This window comes from Paraburkholderia yinzeri, assembly GCF_046581065.1.
Lineage (GTDB): Bacteria > Pseudomonadota > Gammaproteobacteria > Burkholderiales > Burkholderiaceae > Paraburkholderia.
Map to the genome: position 1 here is coordinate 177,644 of NZ_JBFOCJ010000001.1, position 17,632 is coordinate 195,275.

At 66.6% G+C, this 17,632-nt stretch carries 16 protein-coding genes; 8 read left to right on the forward strand and 8 right to left on the reverse strand.

Annotation, left to right across the window (positions count from 1 at the left end; translation table 11 throughout):
* Nucleotides 1-151: 151 nt before the first annotated feature.
* Nucleotides 152-1,225 carry a 3-deoxy-7-phosphoheptulonate synthase AroG gene (gene aroG / locus WJ542_RS00760; RefSeq protein WP_411186976.1) on the forward strand — a complete coding sequence of 358 codons (1,074 nt, stop codon included), beginning with the start codon at nt 152-154 and terminating at the stop codon, nt 1,223-1,225.
* 105 nt (nt 1,226-1,330) lie between these two features.
* On the opposite strand, the gene hmpA is transcribed toward aroG, so the two are convergent.
* Together hmpA and WJ542_RS00770 are read right to left on the reverse strand one after the other, a co-directional pair.
* Nucleotides 1,331-2,569: an NO-inducible flavohemoprotein gene (gene hmpA / locus WJ542_RS00765; protein WP_411190440.1), complete on the reverse strand. Its 1,239-nt coding sequence runs from the start codon at nt 2,567-2,569 to the stop codon at nt 1,331-1,333.
* A gap of 101 nt (nt 2,570-2,670) precedes the next feature.
* Nucleotides 2,671-3,243 (reverse strand): cob(I)yrinic acid a,c-diamide adenosyltransferase, encoded by a 573-nt coding sequence (locus WJ542_RS00770; RefSeq protein ID WP_411186978.1) that lies wholly within the window; start codon nt 3,241-3,243, stop codon nt 2,671-2,673.
* Nucleotides 3,244-3,412: 169 nt separating this feature from the next.
* Here WJ542_RS00770 and WJ542_RS00775 point away from each other — a divergent pair, with 169 nt between their 5' ends.
* From WJ542_RS00775 to proC, 6 genes are all read left to right on the forward strand, one after another.
* Nucleotides 3,413-4,828: an FAD-binding oxidoreductase gene (locus tag WJ542_RS00775; RefSeq protein ID WP_411186980.1), complete on the forward strand. Its 1,416-nt coding sequence runs from the start codon at nt 3,413-3,415 to the stop codon at nt 4,826-4,828.
* A gap of 90 nt (nt 4,829-4,918) precedes the next feature.
* The gene (locus WJ542_RS00780) at nt 4,919-6,412 is read left to right on the forward strand and encodes an FAD-linked oxidase C-terminal domain-containing protein (protein ID WP_411186982.1); all 1,494 of its coding nucleotides are present in this window, start codon (nt 4,919-4,921) and stop codon (nt 6,410-6,412) included.
* 96 nt (nt 6,413-6,508) lie between these two features.
* Nucleotides 6,509-7,597: a glycolate oxidase subunit GlcE gene (gene glcE, locus WJ542_RS00785; RefSeq protein WP_411186984.1), complete on the forward strand. Its 1,089-nt coding sequence runs from the start codon at nt 6,509-6,511 to the stop codon at nt 7,595-7,597.
* An 18-nt stretch (nt 7,598-7,615) separates the two neighbouring features.
* Nucleotides 7,616-8,845, forward strand: a complete 1,230-nt coding sequence (gene glcF, locus WJ542_RS00790; RefSeq protein WP_411186986.1) for a glycolate oxidase subunit GlcF — start codon at nt 7,616-7,618, stop codon at nt 8,843-8,845.
* 175 nt (nt 8,846-9,020) lie between these two features.
* Nucleotides 9,021-9,719, forward strand: a complete 699-nt coding sequence (locus WJ542_RS00795; protein ID WP_411186988.1) for a YggS family pyridoxal phosphate-dependent enzyme — start codon at nt 9,021-9,023, stop codon at nt 9,717-9,719.
* A 15-nt stretch (nt 9,720-9,734) separates the two neighbouring features.
* Complete coding sequence (gene proC / locus WJ542_RS00800) at nt 9,735-10,550, forward strand: pyrroline-5-carboxylate reductase (RefSeq protein ID WP_411186990.1); 816 nt, start codon at nt 9,735-9,737, stop codon at nt 10,548-10,550.
* 28 nt (nt 10,551-10,578) lie between these two features.
* On the opposite strand, the gene ubiA is transcribed toward proC, so the two are convergent.
* The 6 genes from ubiA to recG all read right to left on the reverse strand — a co-directional run bounded on the left by ubiA (nt 10,579) and on the right by recG (nt 16,198).
* Nucleotides 10,579-11,442, reverse strand: a complete 864-nt coding sequence (gene ubiA / locus WJ542_RS00805) for a 4-hydroxybenzoate octaprenyltransferase (protein ID WP_411186992.1) — start codon at nt 11,440-11,442, stop codon at nt 10,579-10,581.
* 100 nt (nt 11,443-11,542) lie between these two features.
* Nucleotides 11,543-12,031: a Dps family protein gene (locus WJ542_RS00810; RefSeq protein WP_411186994.1), complete on the reverse strand. Its 489-nt coding sequence runs from the start codon at nt 12,029-12,031 to the stop codon at nt 11,543-11,545.
* A gap of 176 nt (nt 12,032-12,207) precedes the next feature.
* A complete protein-coding gene (locus WJ542_RS00815) occupies nt 12,208-12,384 on the reverse strand; it encodes a hypothetical protein (protein WP_411186996.1) in 177 nt (58 codons plus the stop codon).
* 81 nt (nt 12,385-12,465) lie between these two features.
* The gene (locus WJ542_RS00820) at nt 12,466-12,588 is read right to left on the reverse strand and encodes a hypothetical protein (protein WP_411186998.1); all 123 of its coding nucleotides are present in this window, start codon (nt 12,586-12,588) and stop codon (nt 12,466-12,468) included.
* 159 nt (nt 12,589-12,747) lie between these two features.
* Entirely contained in the window at nt 12,748-13,707 is a 960-nt protein-coding gene (locus tag WJ542_RS00825) for a hydrogen peroxide-inducible genes activator (RefSeq protein WP_411187000.1), read from the reverse strand.
* A 157-nt stretch (nt 13,708-13,864) separates the two neighbouring features.
* Nucleotides 13,865-16,198: an ATP-dependent DNA helicase RecG gene (recG, locus tag WJ542_RS00830; RefSeq protein WP_411187002.1), complete on the reverse strand. Its 2,334-nt coding sequence runs from the start codon at nt 16,196-16,198 to the stop codon at nt 13,865-13,867.
* Between the two features lie 342 nt (nt 16,199-16,540).
* Here recG and queA point away from each other — a divergent pair, with 342 nt between their 5' ends.
* Nucleotides 16,541-17,623 (forward strand): tRNA preQ1(34) S-adenosylmethionine ribosyltransferase-isomerase QueA, encoded by a 1,083-nt coding sequence (gene queA / locus WJ542_RS00835; protein ID WP_411187004.1) that lies wholly within the window; start codon nt 16,541-16,543, stop codon nt 17,621-17,623.
* The last annotated feature ends 9 nt before the right edge of the window (nt 17,624-17,632 follow it).

Genomic DNA, 17,632 nt, shown 5'->3' on the forward strand with positions numbered 1-17,632 from the left:
AAACCGCCAGCAAGCCTGGCGGTTTTTTTTCGTCCTTTCGCCCCACACCCACGAGCCGCAATTTTCATCTAACCGCTTTTTGAGGCACCGTCCGCGCCGCCACCGTTGATCGACGCCGACACGCTACACACAGGATCAGGAGAAAACGACCATGCCCCCGCACAACACCGACGATGTCCGCATCCGGGAACTGAAAGAACTCACGCCGCCCGCACACCTGATCCGCGAATTCCCGTGCTCCGAGGCCGCCTCGACCCTGATCTACGAAACGCGCCAGTCGCTGCACCGCATCCTGCACGGCATGGACGACCGCCTGATCGTGATCATCGGCCCGTGCTCGATCCACGACACCAAGGCAGCCGTCGAGTACGCGCAGAAGCTCCAGCCGATGCGCCAACGCTTCGCCGGCGAACTCGAAATCGTGATGCGCGTGTACTTCGAAAAACCGCGCACGACAGTGGGCTGGAAGGGCCTCATCAACGACCCGTACCTCGACAACAGCTTCATGATCAACGACGGTCTGCGCACCGCGCGAGAACTGCTCGTCGCTATCAACGAACTGGGCCTGCCCGCGGGCAGCGAATACCTCGACATGATCAGCCCGCAGTACATCGCCGACCTGATCTCGTGGGGTGCGATCGGCGCGCGCACGACCGAGTCGCAGGTGCACCGCGAGCTGGCCTCGGGCCTCTCGTGCCCGGTGGGCTTCAAGAACGGCACGGACGGCAACGTCAAGATCGCCGTCGACGCGATCAAGGCCGCATCGCAGCCGCACCATTTCCTCTCGGTGACGAAGGGCGGCCATTCGGCCATCGTCTCGACGGCCGGCAATGAGGACTGCCACGTGATCCTGCGCGGCGGCAAGGTGCCGAACTACGACGCGGACAGCGTGAATGCAGCGTGCGCCGACATCGGCAAAGCAGGCCTCGCCGCGCGCCTCATGATCGACGCGAGCCATGCGAACAGCTCGAAGAAGCACGAGAACCAGATTCCCGTGTGCGCCGATATCGGCCGCCAGATCGCCGCGGGCGACGAGCGCATCATCGGCGTGATGGTCGAGTCGCATCTCGTGGCGGGCCGCCAGGACCTCAAGGAAGGTTGCGCGCTCACCTACGGGCAGAGCATCACCGATGCCTGTATCGGTTGGGACGAAAGCGTGGGCGTGCTCGAAGGGCTGGCGGAAAGCGTCAAGCAGCGGCGCGTCGCGCGCGGCAGCGGTAACTGAGCGACAACTGGGCCGCATCGTTCGCGAATGCGGCAACCCCGGCGTCGCGCCGGGGTCTTGCTCCAGCTCGCCCGGCCATTGCGGCCGGGCGTTTCTACGTGGCGCTCAGTCGAGCATGCCCGAACCGAAGATCTCCGTGCGGATACGCTGCGGATCGACACCGCGTGCGACGAGCGCCTCGCGCTGCGCGCGCATGAATCCCACGGGGCCGCACAGGTAGTAGTCGGCGTCAGTTGGCAGCGCGGCGTCTTCGATGCGTCCAAGGTCCATGCGTCCCGCGTAGTCGTAATCGACGCCCGCACGATCGCTCGCCCCGACCTCCTCATAGAACACGGCGCTGCGCACGTTCGCGTGATCGCGGGCGACATCGCGCAGCCAGTCGCGAAACGCATGCACGCGTCCATTGCGGCACGCATGCACGAACGTCACGGGACGCGCGCTGCCCTCGGCCACGAGGGTTGCGAGCATCGACGCCATCGGCGTGATGCCGACGCCGCCGCTCATGAGCACGACAGGCGCTGCCGCCTTGCGGTCGAGCGTGAATTCGCCCATCGGCGCGCTCACGTGGACGATCGCGCCTTCCTCGACACCGTCGTGCATCAGGTTCGACACGTGGCCCGGGTCCACCTGCTCGCGGCCCGCCTCGCGCTTGACCGAGATGCGCAGCCAGCGGCCATGGGGAGCGTCCGAGAGGCTGTACTGGCGCGGCTGATCGACGCCAAGGCGATCGACGAAGCGCGTCACGCTCACGTACTGGCCCGGTTCGAAACCGCCGGCGGAAGCGCCATCGGCGGGCGCGAGATAGAACGACGTGATCTCGTCGCTCTCGATCTGCTTGCGAACCACCTTGAACGGCCGGAAGCCGCTCCAGGATGCGCCTTCGTACAGCGTCGCCTCCGCGCCGATCATGATCTGCGCGAGCTGGCCATAGGCTGCGGTCCATGCGTCGAGCGTCGGCTGATCGACAGCATCGCCGAGCACGTCGACCACGGCGCCGAGCAGATGGCGCCCCACGATCGGATAGTGCTCCGGGCGAATGTTCAGGCTCGCATGCTTGTGGGCGATGTGCGTGACTGCGCCGCCGAGCGCGCCCAGATTGTCGATATTCGCCGCGTACGCATACACCGCGCGGGCCAGCGTTTCGGGCTGGCTGCCGCTTTGCTGGTGCGTCTGGTTGAAGAGATTCTTCAGTTCGGGATGCGCATGGAACATCCGCTTGTAGAAGTGCTTCGTGATGGTGGCGCCATGTTCGGCAAAGACGGGGGCCGTGGCCTTGACGAGGGCCATCTGGTCGGCGGTAAGCACAGTCATTCGGGTTCTCCGGCTTAAAGATGCATCTACAATACATGTTTAAGTTCGAGTATACCCTGGTCATTTTGCCGCATGGGAATTCGCCGGCCATCCGGCTACTGGCGGCGACTTCCGACCGCGCGCGGCGACGCCCCTCAATCCGCCGAACTACCCCGGTCGGGACGCCAGTAAACGTCGTCGCCGCCATGCGCGCGATTGAGTACGCGCGCCAGCACGAAAAGCAGGTCAGACAACCGGTTCACATAGCGGCGCGGTGTCTGGGCCAGCGTTTCGCCCGCCGGTAACGAGGTTCCGAGGGCGACCACGGTCCGTTCCGCGCGCCTGCAAACGGTGCGGCACACATGCGCGAGCGCCGCCGCGCGCGAGCCGCCGGGCAGGATGAACTCCTTGAGCGGCGGCAGCGCGGCGTTGTAGTGAGTGAGCCAGCCGTCGAGCCGTGCCAGATGCGCATCCGTCACGACCGTGTGTCCCGGCATGCAGAGCTCGCCGCCCAGGTCGAAGAGGTCATGCTGGATCTCCGTGAGCGCGGCGCGCACATCGTCGGGCAGCGTCTCGCAAAGCAGCACGCCGATTTGCGAGTTCAGTTCGTCGACGTCGCCGATGGCCGCAATCCGCAAGTCGTCCTTGCGTACGCGGCTGCCGTCGCCTAGCCCTGTCGTGCCGTCGTCGCCAGTGCGCGTGACGATTTTGCTGAGCCGATTGCCCATGATGTGTTCTCCGAAAGCGAGTCCGCGCGCACCGCACGCGCCTTGCCGGCATTATAGATTTGACGCGGCGCAGCAAACCCGGCATGCCGGCAGGGGCACCATCGTTCAGCGTAAAATGAACCGCAGAAGCAACGTACAGGCAAGACATGCCTCGATGAAGGAGACGCCATTGAATCACCCCGCGCCGCCGGCCACCGCACGCCGCCCGTTCCCCGCCGATCTCCTCGACCAGTTGCGCAGTGCGTTCGGCGACCGTGTTTCCACGTCCGAAGCCGTGCGCGCCCATCATGGCCGCGACGAGTCGCGCTTCGACCCGCAATTGCCTGACGCCGTCGTGTTCGCGCAAAGCACCGGGGAAGTCCAGGCCATCGTGAAGCTGTGCGCGCAATACGGCGTGCCGATCATTCCGTACGGCAATGGATCGTCGCTCGAAGGCCATCTGCTGGCCGTGCAGGGCGGCGTTTCGATCGACCTCTCGCAGATGAACCGCGTGCTGTCGATCAACGCGGAAGACCTCACCGTCACCGTCGAACCCGGCATCTCGCGCAAGGCGCTGAACGAGGCGCTGCGCGACACGGGCCTCTTCTTCCCGATCGATCCGGGCGCGGACGCGAGCATCGGCGGCATGTCGGCAACGCGCGCCTCCGGCACCAACGCCGTGCGCTACGGCACGATGCGCGAGAACGTGCTCGGGCTTACCGCCGTGCTGGCCGACGGACGCGTCATCAAGACCGGTACGCGCGCACGCAAGTCGTCGGCGGGCTACGACCTCACGCGCCTCTTCGTGGGGTCCGAAGGTACGCTCGGCGTCATTACCGGAATCACCTTGCGCCTCTATCCCCAGCCGGAAGCGGTATCGGCCGCGGTCTGCGCGTTTCCTTCGATGGTCGAGGCCGTGCGCACCGTGATCGAGACGATCCAGGTAGGTGTGCCGATCGCGCGCGTGGAGTTCATCGATTCGCTCGCCGTGCGCGCCATCAACCGCCATTCGAACCTCACGCTGCGCGAGGCGCCCACGCTCTTCTTCGAATTCCATGGCACGCCCGCGAGCGTCGAGGAACAGGCGCAGCTCGTGCAGGAACTCGCCGCGCAGAACGGCGGCGAAGGCTTCGAATGGGCAACGCGCCCCGAAGACCGCAGCCGTCTGTGGAACGCGCGTCACAGCGCGTACTTCGCCATGCTGCAACTGCGGCCTGGCTGCCGCGCGGTGACGACCGACGTCTGCGTGCCCATTTCGCGGCTTGCCGAGTGCGTGGTGGAAACGGAAACCGACCTGAAGGCGTCGCCGCTGCCCTGCCCGATCGTCGGCCACGTGGGCGACGGCAACTTCCACGTCGCGATGCTGATCGACGCGGACAATCCCGAGGAAATCGAAGAAGCGGAGCGCCTGAACCGCCGCATCGTCGAGCGCGCGCTCGCGATGGACGGCACCTGTACGGGCGAACACGGCGTGGGACTGCACAAAATGGGCTTCCTCGTGGACGAGCACGGCGCCGATACCGTCGACACGATGCGCGCGATCAAGCACGCGCTCGATCCGCACAACCTGATGAATCCGGGCAAAATCTTTTCGTGGGCGGCCTGAGCGCCCCGCGAACGCCACGCAGCGACAAGGCTTGCCCCTGAGAGGCGCCCCACGGCGCCAACGGAACAGCGCGAACCAACGGGAGGACACATGAATGCACCGGCCGAGGTGTCGCCGGAAGTGCTCGCGCAACGCCAGCGAGAAGTCGTGCAGGCCTTGATGGCGGTGCTGCCCGCGCATTGCCTGCTGCATCGGGAAGAAGACACCGTCGCCTATGAGTGCGACGGGCTTGCCGCCTACCGTCGCCTGCCGCTCGCGGTCGCGCTGCCGGAAACCGAGTCGCAGGTGCAGCGCATCGTGCAGATCTGCCGCCGCCTCGACGTGCCCATCGTGCCGCGCGGCGCGGGGACGGGCCTTTCCGGCGGCGCCATGCCGATCCGGCACGGCATCGTGCTTTCGCTTGCGCGGTTTCGCCGGATACTCGAAGTCGACCCCTACGCGCGCACGGCGACCGTTCAGCCCGGCGTGCGCAATCTCGCGGTCTCCGAAGCCGCCGCACCTTACGGCCTCTACTACGCCCCCGACCCCTCCTCGCAGATCGCCTGCACGATCGGCGGCAACGTTTCCGAGAACTCGGGCGGCGTGCATTGCCTCAAGTACGGCCTCACCGTGCATAACGTCCTGCGCGTGCGCGCGGTCACGATGGACGGCGAGATCGTCGAATTCGGCTCGCTCGCGCCCGATGCGCCGGGTCTGGACCTGCTCGCCGTCATGATCGGCAGCGAGGGCATGTTCGCGATCGTGACCGAGGTCACCGTCAAGCTGATCCCGCGGCCGCAGACCGCACAGGTCATCATGGCGAGCTTCGACGACGTCGTGAAGGGCGGCGACGCCGTAGCCGGCATCGTCGCGGCGGGCATCATTCCGGCCGGCCTCGAAATGATGGACAAGCCGGCCACGCGAGCCGTGGAAGAGTTCGTGAAAGCGGGCTACGACATCGACGCCGCCGCGATCCTGCTGTGCGAATCCGACGGCACACCCGAGGAAGTGGCCGACGAAATCGCACGCACCGTACTCGTGCTGCGCGAGCATGGCGCCACACGCATCCAGATCTCGCGCAGCGAGGAAGAGCGGCTTCGCTTCTGGTCCGGGCGCAAGAACGCGTTTCCGGCAGCGGGCCGTATCTCTCCCGACTACTACTGCATGGACGGCACCGTGCCGCGCCGCAGCATTGGCCCGCTGCTGGCGCGCATCCACGACATGGAAGCGCAGTACCGCTTGCGCTGCATTAACGTGTTCCACGCCGGAGACGGCAACATGCACCCGCTCATTCTCTTCAACGGCAACGACCTCGACGAGTGGCACCGCGCCGAGGCCTTCGGCGCCGACATTCTCGAAACCTGCGTCGAGTTGGGCGGCACCGTGACCGGAGAACACGGCGTAGGCATCGAGAAGATCAACTCGATGTGCGTGCAGTTCTCGCCGCAGGAGCGCGACGCGTTCCACGCGGTCAAGCGCGCGTTCGATCCGTCCGGCCTGCTCAACCCCGACAAGGGCATCCCCACCCGGGCCCGCTGTGCGGAGTACGGCAGGATGCACGTGCGCGGGAACCTGTTGCCGCATCCCGAGCTGCCGCGCTTCTAGGCCCGCTTCGAGGTCCACGCACGATGCGGGTCCGCTCCGGGTTGCCAGCACGGGACCGGCCGGTACAATCGAACGAACGACAACGACAATCACGCCATGGAAGAGGACGACATCGTCGCCGTCTGGTCGGACCGCGTACGCGCGGCGAGTGCCGATGGCCGCCCACTGCGCATACGCGGCGGCGGCACGAAGGACTGGTACGGACAGACACTCGAGGGAGCCATTCTCGATACCCGTGTGCACCGGGGCATCGTCGCCTATGACCCGGCCGAGCTCGTGATCACGGCGCGCGCCGGTACGCCGCTCACGGAAATCGAAGCGGCCCTCGCGGCGCACGACCAGATGCTGCCTTTCGAGCCGCCCCACTTCGGTACCCAGGCCACGCTCGGCGGGTGCATCGCGGCGGGCATCGCCGGACCGCGTCGGGCGTTCGCGGGCGCGGCGCGCGACTTCGTGCTGGGCGCGGTCATCATGAACGGGCATGGCGAAGTGCTGCACTTCGGCGGCCAGGTCGTGAAGAACGTGGCTGGCTATGACGTCTCGCGCCTGCTCGCGGGTTCGCTCGGCACGCTCGGGCTGATCCTCGAACTCTCGATCAAGGTCCTGCCGGCGCCGCAGTCCGAAACAACGCTCAAGTTCGACATGAACGGCACCGACGCCGTGCGCAAGCTCAACGAATGGGGCGGCCGTCCGCTCCCCATGACGGCGAGCGCGTGGCGCAACGGCACGCTCGCCGTGCGGCTCGCGGGCGCGGAAGCCGCCGTGAAAGCCGCGCGCGCGGCACTGGGCGGCGAAGTGGTCGACGCGGTGGAGGCCGAACGCTTCTGGGCCGGCCTGCGCGAGCAGACCGATCCGTTCTTCGCGGCCATCGCACCGGATGCCGCGCTCTGGCGCCTCGCCCTGCCCTCGATCGCCGAACCGCTGCAATTGCCCGGCGTGCAGTTGATGGAATGGGGCGGCTCCCAGCGCTGGTGGATCACCGAAACCGACGCGCAAACCGTGCGCATCACGGCCAAGCAGGCGGGCGGCCACGCAACAATGTTCCGCACGGGCCACGCGTACGACCGCAGCGCTGGCGTGTTCACGCCGTTGCCGGCGCCGCTCATGAAGATCCACCGCGGCCTGAAGGCCGCGTTCGACCCGGCCCGCATCTTCAATCGCGGCCGCCTGTACTCCGATTTTTGATATCACCGGCACGCGGCAATGCAGACGAATCTCGCGGATTTCATCCGGAACACGGCGGACGGCGACGAGGCCGACGCGATCCTGCGCAAATGCGTGCACTGCGGCTTCTGCACGGCGACCTGCCCAACCTACCAGTTGCTCGGCGACGAACTGGACGGCCCGCGCGGGCGCATCTATCTGATCAAGCAGATGGTGGAAGGCGCGGCCGTGACGAAGAGCACGCTCACGCATCTGGATCGCTGCCTTACCTGCCGCAGTTGCGAAACGACCTGCCCCTCGGGCGTACAGTACGGACGGCTCGTCGAGATCGGCCGCAAGCATGCCGAAGAGACGGTGCCGCGGCCGCTGCGCCAACGGATCGTGCGGCGCCTCCTCGCCAGCTTTCTGCCGCGGCGCGCGCTGTTTTCGCCGGCCATGCGCATTGGCCAGCAGATCCGCCCGCTTCTGCCGCGCCGCCTGCGCGACAAGGTGCCGGTACGCCAGCGCGTGCTCGCCTGGCCGACCGCGAAGCATGCGCGCAAGATGCTGATGCTCGCGGGCTGCGTGCAGCCTTCGATGATGCCGAACATCAACGTGGCCACGGCGCGCGTGCTCGACGCGCTCGGCATCGAAACCGTGGTCGCGCCGCAGGCCGGCTGCTGTGGCGCGATCCGTTTGCACATGGGCTACGTGGAAGAGGCGCTCGACGACGTGCGCGCCAACGTGGACGCCTGGTGGCCCTACGTCGAAGCGGGTGTGGAAGCGATCGTGATGAACGCCTCGGGATGCGGCGCGACGGTGAAAGAGTACGCGCACCTGCTGCGCAACGATCCCGCCTACGCCGACAAGGCGCGGCGCATCGCCGAGCTGACGCGCGACCTCTCTGAGATCCTGCCCGAGTTCGAAGAGGAACTCGTGGCAGCCGCGCGCCGGCGCGGCATCCAGACCGTGGCGTGGCATCCGCCCTGCACGCTCCAGCACGGCCAGCAACTGCGCGGCGGCGTGGAAAAGGTGCTGGGCGCGCTGGGCCTCGACGTGCGCGTGCCTGCGGACAGCCATCTGTGCTGCGGCTCGGCCGGCACGTATTCGATCACGCAGCCGCGCCTTTCCTACGCGCTGCGCAACCAGAAGGTCGACCGCCTGAAGGCGCTCGAACCGCAACTCATCGTCTCGGCGAACATCGGCTGCATTGCGCACCTGCAGAGCGGCACGACGATTCCGGTCACACACTGGATCGAGCTGGTGGAGCATATGCTGGCGGCGAACTGAGCGCAGGGAATCGAACACGGTCCGAGCGTAGCGCGTCGCGCAGCACGCAAAAAGCCGGCCGTTCGGCCTATATTTCGCGTCTGGCCCAGTCCGTATAATTGCCCACATTCATTGCCTGGTTCGCTCTGGTTCGTTTCAACGGCCGCCGCGCCAACAAGGTGGCCGCCCCAATCCGATGACCGATCTCACTCACAACCTCGAAGCCGTCCGCCAGCGTATCGCCGCCGCCGCCCGCAACGCCGGGCGCGAGCCGGATTCGGTCGAGCTGCTCGCAGTCTCGAAGACATTCCCCGCGGAAGACGTGCGAGCCGCGCATACGGCCGGCCAGCGTGCATTCGGCGAAAACTACGTGCAGGAAGCGGTGGACAAGATCGCGGCGCTGGCCGACCTGCGCGCCGGGCTCGAATGGCATTTCATCGGGCCTCTGCAATCGAACAAAACGCGCCTTGTGGCGGAACGCTTCGACTGGGTGCATTCGGTGGATCGCCTGAAGATCGCGCAGCGCCTCTCGGAGCAGCGGCCCGCTGGCATGGCGCCGCTCAACGTCTGCCTGCAGGTGAACGTGAGCAGCGAAGCCACCAAGAGCGGCGTCGCGCCACAAGAGGCAGCGCAGGTCGCTCACGCGATCGCCGCGCTGCCCAATCTGCGGCTGCGGGGCTTGATGTCGATCCCGGAACCCGAACCCACGCTTGAAGCGCAGCGCGCGCCGCACCGGCAACTACGCGAACTGTTCGATGCGCTGCGCGCCGACGGGCTTGCGCTGGACACCTTGTCGATGGGCATGTCGGCCGACCTGGAAGCCGCCGTGCTCGAAGGCGCGACCATCGTGCGGATCGGTACCGCGGTCTTCGGCGCGCGCGATTACTCTCACTGATCACTTTCCATCATCATGAAAATTGCCTTTATCGGCGGCGGCAACATGGCTGCCGCACTCATCGGCGGTCTGATCCGCAAGGGCGTGCCCGCCGCCAATCTGTACGCGATCGATCCGAACGAAGACGTCCGCAAGCGCAATACCGCGCAATTCGGCGTGCTCACCGGCGCGGCAGCCGACGCGACGCTCGCGCAGTACGACGCCGTGCTGCTCGCGGTCAAGCCGCAGATCGCCAAGACCGTGGCCGAGGGGCTCGCGCCGCATCTCGCGCCGCATCAGGTGGCGATCACCATCATGGCCGGGATCCGTATCGAAGACCTCTCGCGCTGGCTGGGCGGCCATGCGCGCATCGTCCGCACGATGCCCAACACGCCGGCGCTGATCGGCATGGGCGCAACCGGTCTCGTCGCGAGCGGCGGCGTCGACGCGGCAGGCCGCCAGCTCGCCTCCGACGTGCTCGGCGCGGTAGGGCAAACGGTGTGGTTCGACGACGAGTCGAAGATCGACGCGGTCACGGGCATCTCCGGCAGCGGCCCGGCCTACGTGTTCTATTTCATCGAGGCGCTGGAAGAGGCCGCGCGGCAGCTCGGCATGGACGAAAAGCAGGGGCGCGCGCTCGCCATCGCCACGTTCACCGGCGCGGCGCAGCTCGCGCTGCAATCGGAGGAACCGCCTTCGGTGCTGCGCGAGCGCGTGACCTCGAAGGGCGGCACGACGGCCGCCGCGCTGGCCTCGTTCGATGCGTCGGGGATCAAGGACGCGATCGTGCGCGGCGCGCTGGCCGCCGACGCACGTGCGAAGGAAATGGGCGAAGAATTCGGCAAGCAGTAAACAGGCCGACCCGGGCCGGCCGCGCGCCTCAAGTTCCCGCGAATGCGTAGTGCGCGGCAATCCCCGCGAACAGCACGCCGCCCAGCCAGTTGTTATGGCGAAACGCGGCGAAGCACGGCATCCGTTCGCGGCCCTTGATGAGGGTGTAGTGATAGACGGCGCAGCCCGCCGCCGCGGCCCAGCCGATCCAGTAGAGCAGCCCGAAGCCGAGCGCGATGCCGATCCAGACGTAGATGCCGAGCGTCACGGCGTAACAGAGCATGATGGCGAGCACGTCGAAGCGGCCGAACGTCAGGGCGGAGGTGCGAATGCCGATCTTGATGTCGTCGTCGCGGTCGACCATCGCGTACTCGGTGTCGTAGGCCACCGACCAGAACACGTTCGCCAGCAGCATGATCCAGCCGAGAGTCGGTACGTGATCCTGCACGGCGGCGAAAGCCATCGGAATACCGAAGCCGAACGCGATGCCCAGGTAGGCCTGGGGAATGGCGAAAAACCGCTTCGTGAACGGATACGACGCGGCCACGAACAGCGCCACGACCGAAAGCTGCTTTGTCAGCGTATTGAGCGGCAGGATGAGCAGGAACGAGACGAACGCGAGCCCGACTGCGATCACCACCGCTTCCCATGCGTGTATGCGGCCCGAAGTGATCGGCCGCTCCGCGGTGCGCTTCACGTAGCGGTCGAAATCGCGGTCCGCGTAGTCGTTCATCGCGCAGCCCGCCGAGCGCATCAGCACGGTGCCCACCGCGAAGATCAGGATCAGCGGAAGCGGCGGACGACCGTTCGAGGCAATCCAGAGCGCGTTGAGCGTGGGCCACAGCAGCAGCAGGCTGCCGATCGGCTTGTCCATGCGGACAAGCCGCAGATAGAGCGGGAGTCGGGCGAACATGATCGTGGCGGGAAAAACGATGCCGCTATTGTAGGTCAGCGCGGCCGCCCGCCGTCGCCTCGCGCACGAACCCGCGCCCGCGCGAATGCTGCCTGAGCCCTTAAGCCAGCATCGAGCGCAGCATCCACGCCGTCTTTTCGTGTGTCTGCATGCGCTGCGTGAGCAGGTCGGCGGTCGGCTCGTCGTGGGCCGCCTCGGTCGCCGGGAAAATGGCGCGCGCAGTACGCACCACGGCTTCCTGGCCTTCCACGAGCTGGCGGATCATCTCTTCGGCCGTCGGCACGCCGTCCGCTTCCGGGATCGACGAGAGCTTCGCGAACTCCTTGTAGCTACCCGGCGCGGCCACGCCCAGCGCGCGAATGCGCTCGGCGATCGCATCGACCGCGGTGGCCAGTTCGGTGTACTGCGTCTCGAACATCAGGTGGAGCGTGTTGAACATCGGCCCCGTGACGTTCCAGTGGAAATTGTGGGTCTTCAGGTAGAGCGTGTAAGTGTCCGCGAGCAGGCGCGACAGGCCTTCCGCGATCTTCTTGCGATCCTTGTCGCTGATACCGATATTCACGTGCTGCACGATTGCTTTCCTGGCCATGACGACTCCTTGTTGGTAGTGTGACGAACCTTGGGAACCCTTCCGGTCGCGCCTGCCCGGCGGCGACCCGCGTAGGGTCGAACGGACGTCGGTTTATCGTTGAATACAGCCAGATAGAGACACCCATCTGGCCCTCTCTGTCGGACAAGGGAACCGCAGCGCGCGTTCCCGCCAGATCAGCCGCCGTGCAGGCGTACGATCGCCTCCACGATCAGCACGGCCACACCGCCCGCAAAAATCGCGAGGCCGGCGCCCCGGCGCAGCATGAAGGTCGCGCGCTCCAACATCTCGCGGGCATCGTCCGCGCGGCCAAAACCGGCCGCGTGGAGCGTCATTGTCATCACTCGGGTCATGATCGTTTCTCCTGTTTTATGCAAGGCTGTCGCTGCGGGAAAGTTCGGCTGTCGTGCAAAGGTGGACGGCGGCTCAAGCCGTCACGCGCTCAATGCACGGTCGACGAGCAACGAGAACGCGACGGTGCGCAGGCCGGTAAAGACAGGGGACGCAGGGGTCGGCTGCGCGGCGGGAACTGAAACGCTGGGGACGTTGCTTTGCATGACTTCCTCCTGGTGGACACGATTGGGTATCGGTGAAGAGGAGTTTAGCAACGGCTATCTATTAACTTAATTTGATTTATTTTATAAATCAGATAGCCGCAGACTTTCGGGGCCAATTCCCGTTTGAGTGGTCCGGGCGCCAGCCACGCAGATCACGCGTCAGGCAACCTCGGCAGGCGCCTCAATCTTCTTCACGCCGGGCAGCTCGCATGCGTGAATGGCATCGACAATCGCCTCGATGGCCGGCATCCGCGTAAAGCTCTTGCGCCAGGCCAGCACCACACGCCGGTCCGGCACCGGCTCGTCGAACGGCACGTACGAGAGCAGCCCCGAATCGACGCCGCCCGCGTGCGGCCTCACTTCCGACACCGACATGCGCGGCAGCACGGTAATGCCGACACCGCTCGCCACCATGTGCCGGATCGTTTCCAGCGAGGAGCCTTCGAAGGTCTTCTGGATGCCGTCCGCGTTCTGCGAGAAGCGCATCAGCTCCGGGCACACGCCCAGCACGTGATCGCGGAAGCAGTGGCCGCTGCCCAGCAGCAGCATGGTTTCCTGCTTGAGGTCGTCCGGGTCGATCTTCTCGCGCTGTTCCCACGCGTGGCCGGAAGGCAGCGCGACGACGAACGGCTCGTCGTAGAGCGCTCGCAAGGTGAGGCCCGTCTCGGGGAACGGCAGCGCCATGATCGCCACGTCGATCTCGCCCTGCTTGAGCAGTTCGATCAGCTTGAGCGTGTAATTTTCCTGCAGCATCAGCGGCATCTGCGGGACGCGCTTGATCATCTGCTTGACGAGCGTGGGCAGCAGGTACGGCCCGATCGTGTAGATCACGCCCAGCCGCAGCGGACCGACGAGCGGATCCTTGCCCTGCTTGGCGATTTCCTTGATGGCCAGCGTCTGTTCGAGCACGCGCTGCGCCTGGGTGACGATTTGCTCGCCGATGGGCGTCACGCTCACTTCGCTCGTGCCGCGTTCGAAAATCTGTACGTTCAGTTCGTCTTCGAGCTTCTTGATCGCCACCGACAAGGTCGGCTGGCTGACGAAACAGGCTTCGGCGGCCCGTCCGAAGTGGCGCTCGCGAGCAACCGCGACAATGTATTTCAGTTCAGTGAGCGTCATTTCTTTGGGGACCAATCAGAAAAGGTGAATCAATAGCTTGTACTTATACACCTATGGCGGCGATTCGCCAATATTCAACGCCCATAGTCGGGCGGGAACAGCGAATTAGTCGGACGATTTGGAAGGCAGCAAGTTCCCGCGCGACCGTGGACCCGCGTCACGCCTTCAGATATTGCTCGCGCGCACCGAGCCAGCGGTTCAGGTGCTGCGTCACGACGAGCGGCCAGCCGTGCAACAGACGCTCTGCCGCGCCGCGCGCGGGCTCGATCAGCCAGCCGTCGGTTTCGAGATTCGCGAAGCGCAGCATCGCGGCGCCCGACTGGCGCGCGCCGAGGAATTCGCCGGGGCCGCGAATTTCGAGGTCGCGGCGCGCAATTTCGAAGCCGTCGGTGGTCTCGCGCATGGTCTGCAAGCGCGCCCGGCCGGTAAGCGAGAGCGGCCCGCTGTAGAGCAGCACGCAGACCGACGCCGCCGTGCCCCGCCCCACGCGTCCGCGCAGTTGATGCAGTTGTGCGAGGCCGAAGCGTTCGGCGTGCTCGATCACCATCAGCGAGGCGTTGGGCACGTCCACGCCCACTTCGATCACCGTCGTCGCGACCAGCAGCTGAACCTCGTTGCGCGAGAAGGCGTCCATCACCGCGGCCTTGTCCGTGGACGAAAGCCGGCCGTGCACGAGCCCCACGCTGAGCTCGGGCAGCGCCGCGACGAGCGTTTCGTACGTCTCGACGGCCGTCTGCAGCTGCAGCGTTTCGCTTTCCTCGATCAGCGGGCACACCCAGTACACCTGGCGCCCCGTGAGCGCGGCGGCGCGCACGCGCGCAATCACCTCTTCGCGACGCGCGTCGGAGACGAGCTTCGTGAGAATCGGCGTGCGCCCCGGCGGCAGTTCGTCGATCGTGGAGACGTCGAGGTCCGCGTAGTAGGTCATTGCGAGCGTGCGCGGAATCGGCGTCGCGGACATCATCAGCTGGTGCGGCTGGAACTCGCGCGCGCCGTCCTCGGCGGACTTCGCGTTCTGCGCCTTCGCGCGCAGTGCGAGCCGCTGCTCGACGCCGAAGCGATGCTGCTCGTCCACGATCACGAGGCCAAGCCGCGCGAACTCCACGGTGTCCTGAATGATTGCGTGCGTGCCGATCACGAGCTTCGCCGTGCCGAGCGCCGCGGCTTCGAGCGCCGCGCGCTTTTCTTTCGCCTTCAGGCTGCCTGCGAGCCACGCCACCTGGATGCCGAGCGGTTCGAGCCAGCCACGCAGCTTGCGTGCATGCTGCTCGGCGAGGATTTCGGTCGGCGCCATGAGCGCGGCCTGGTAGCCCGCATCGATAGCCTGCGCGGCCGCGAGCGCCGCCACCACGGTCTTGCCGCTGCCCACGTCGCCCTGCAACAGGCGCTGCATCGGATGCGGCTGCTCGAGATCGCGCGCGATCTCCGCCACCACGCGTTCCTGCGCGTTGGTGAGCTGAAACGGCAGCGAGGCGCGCAAGCGCGCCACCAGCGGGGCGGCGCCGGCGTCCGCAGCATCCGTGCCGTCCGCCCTGAAACACGGCATGGCCGGCGCGGCACGCGTGCGGCGCTCTTCGTGCGCGCGTTTGAGCGAAAGCTGTTGCGCGAGCAGCTCTTCGAACTTGATGCGGGTCCACGCGGGATGCGTGCCGTCGATGAGCTCGGCTTCGTCGGCGTCGACGGGAGGATGGTGCAGCGTCTTCACCGCCTCCATCAGCAGCGGCAACCCGAGCGGCTCCATGAATTCGCGCGCGACGGCTTCGGGCAGCAGTTCGGGCAACGAAGCACGCGAAAGCGCGTTGTCGATGGCCTTGCGCAGATACGCCTGGCTCACGCCGGCCGTGGACGGATAGACCGGCGTGAGGGCCTGCGGCAACGGCGTGTCGCCATCGACGACGCGCACGGCCGGATGCACGATCTCCATGCCGAAGAAGCCGCCGCGCACGTCGCCGCGCACGCGCAGGCGCTTGCCCACCGCCATTTGCGTGACCTGCGAGCCGTAGAAGTTCAGGAAGCGCAGGATCAGTTCGTCTCCGTGGTCGCCGCGCAGCTTAACGAGTAGCTGGCGGCGCGGGCGGTAGGCGATTTCGTTGTCGAAGACCACGCCTTCGGTCTGCGCAATGCCGCCCGGCAGCAGTTCGCCGATCGGCGTGAGCGTGGTCTCGTCCTCGTAGCGCATCGGCAGATGCAGCACGAGGTCGATGTCGCGCGTGAGGCCGAGCTTCGCGAGGCGGTCGGCGGTTTTCGTGACGGCGGGCTTGCCCGTCTTCTTGCCCTTGGGCGCACCTGCCGCGTCATCGCTCGCGTCCGCGGAAGACGGCTCGCCCGCTGGCCTTTCCTTCGCGCCTTTCGCTCCGCCCTTCGTCCCCCCGGCGCGGCCCGCCCGCTTGCGCGCCGCACCGCCGTCTCCTGCTTCGGGCACGTCGGCGCGCTCGCGCGAATCGCCCGGAGTTTCGGTTTCGGACATCAAACGACTGACGGATGGGGGCATAAGCAGCTTCGCAAGTACAATAACGGCTTTCCGGCGTGGCGCGGCATGCCTCGAAACCCGGCATGGCCGCAAGACCTGCAGGCGGAGCGCCCAGCGCTTGCCGTTCCGGCCGGGGCGGTCCCGCAATCATAGCGGTTGTCGATCCGGAGTTAGCGCCTCAACGCTGACTCCGGTCCCATGCAACCGGGTTGCGCAAGCGCGCCACCGGGCATTCCGGCCCGGGATCGGCCGCCAGCCGGCGCTCGGGGCCGAAGGCAAACGCCTCGGGCATCGAGCGCGCCGTCCGGGGCCGCCGCCCGCCCAACGCCAGACTTCCGTTGCATATCTGTTTCATCAGGCCGCATGTTCAAGCTTTCCGATTTCGATTTCGACCTCCCCGCCGAGCTGATCGCGCAGACGGCGCTGCCCGAACGCAGCGCGAGCCGTCTGCTGGAGGTCGACAACCGCGCGCCGCTACCACCGTCACCAGGTCGGCCCCCGCGCCTCACCGACCGGCACTTCGCCGAGCTGCCCGAATGCATCGCGCCGGGCGACCTGCTCGTATTCAACGATACCAAGGTGCTCAAGGCGCGCTTCTTCGGCCAGAAGGCCAGCGGCGGCAAGATCGAAGTGCTCGTCGAGCGCCTGACCGGCGCGCGCACGGCGCTCGCGCAGATCCGCGCGAGCAAAAGCCCCGGCCCCGGCACAACGCTGCGTCTGGCCGACGCTTTCGACGTGACGGTGGGCGAGCGCGTCGAACCGTTCTACACGCTGCACTTCCCCGACGACTGCCTCACGCTGATCGAAGCGCACGGCCGCCTGCCGCTGCCGCCCTACATCACGCACGACGCCGACTCGACCGACGAAACGCGCTACCAGACCGTGTTCGCGCAGAATCCGGGAGCGGTCGCGGCGCCCACGGCCGGTCTGCATTTCGACGAGGCGTTGCTGGCGAGACTCGACGCAATGGGCGTCGAACGCGCAACCCTCACGCTGCACGTCGGCGCGGGCACATTCCAGCCGGTGCGGGTGGAGAACATCGCCGAGCACCAGATGCATAGCGAGTGGTACCAGTTGCCGCTGTCGCTCGTGGACAAGATCGCGGCCACGCGCGCGCGCGGCGGCCGCGTGATTGCCGTGGGCACGACCTCGATGCGCGCGCTCGAAGCTGCCGCGCGCGACGCGGCGCACGAAGGCCGCGCGCTGGCTGCGACCTCGGCGGAAACCGATATCTTCATCACGCCGGGCTACCGGTTTCGCGTGGTGGACCGGCTCGTGACGAATTTCCACCTGCCGAAATCGACGCTGCTGATGCTCGTTTCCGCGTTCGCGGGCGTCGAGACGATCCGCGCGGCGTACCGTCACGCGATCGAGGAGCGCTACCGCTTCTTCAGCTACGGCGACGCCATGCTGCTGACCCGAACAGACGACGCGCTCAACAAGTAACACGCACCT

What these genes read in the sequence shown, in the direction of transcription:
- queA (WP_411187004.1), top strand. Translation starts at nt 16,541, where the DNA reads ATGTTCAAGCTTTCCGATTTCGATTTCGACCTCCCCGCCGAGCTGATC.
- glcF (WP_411186986.1), top strand. Translation starts at nt 7,616, where the DNA reads ATGCAGACGAATCTCGCGGATTTCATCCGGAACACGGCGGACGGCGAC.
- WJ542_RS00780 (WP_411186982.1), top strand. Translation starts at nt 4,919, where the DNA reads ATGAATGCACCGGCCGAGGTGTCGCCGGAAGTGCTCGCGCAACGCCAG.
- recG (WP_411187002.1), bottom strand. Translation starts at nt 16,198, where the DNA reads ATGCCCCCATCCGTCAGTCGTTTGATGTCCGAAACCGAAACTCCGGGC.
- WJ542_RS00795 (WP_411186988.1), top strand. Translation starts at nt 9,021, where the DNA reads ATGACCGATCTCACTCACAACCTCGAAGCCGTCCGCCAGCGTATCGCC.
- proC (WP_411186990.1), top strand. Translation starts at nt 9,735, where the DNA reads ATGAAAATTGCCTTTATCGGCGGCGGCAACATGGCTGCCGCACTCATC.
- WJ542_RS00810 (WP_411186994.1), bottom strand. Translation starts at nt 12,031, where the DNA reads ATGGCCAGGAAAGCAATCGTGCAGCACGTGAATATCGGTATCAGCGAC.
- glcE (WP_411186984.1), top strand. Translation starts at nt 6,509, where the DNA reads ATGGAAGAGGACGACATCGTCGCCGTCTGGTCGGACCGCGTACGCGCG.
- WJ542_RS00815 (WP_411186996.1), bottom strand. Translation starts at nt 12,384, where the DNA reads ATGACCCGAGTGATGACAATGACGCTCCACGCGGCCGGTTTTGGCCGC.
- ubiA (WP_411186992.1), bottom strand. Translation starts at nt 11,442, where the DNA reads ATGTTCGCCCGACTCCCGCTCTATCTGCGGCTTGTCCGCATGGACAAG.
- WJ542_RS00825 (WP_411187000.1), bottom strand. Translation starts at nt 13,707, where the DNA reads ATGACGCTCACTGAACTGAAATACATTGTCGCGGTTGCTCGCGAGCGC.
- aroG (WP_411186976.1), top strand. Translation starts at nt 152, where the DNA reads ATGCCCCCGCACAACACCGACGATGTCCGCATCCGGGAACTGAAAGAA.
- WJ542_RS00770 (WP_411186978.1), bottom strand. Translation starts at nt 3,243, where the DNA reads ATGGGCAATCGGCTCAGCAAAATCGTCACGCGCACTGGCGACGACGGC.
- WJ542_RS00820 (WP_411186998.1), bottom strand. Translation starts at nt 12,588, where the DNA reads ATGCAAAGCAACGTCCCCAGCGTTTCAGTTCCCGCCGCGCAGCCGACC.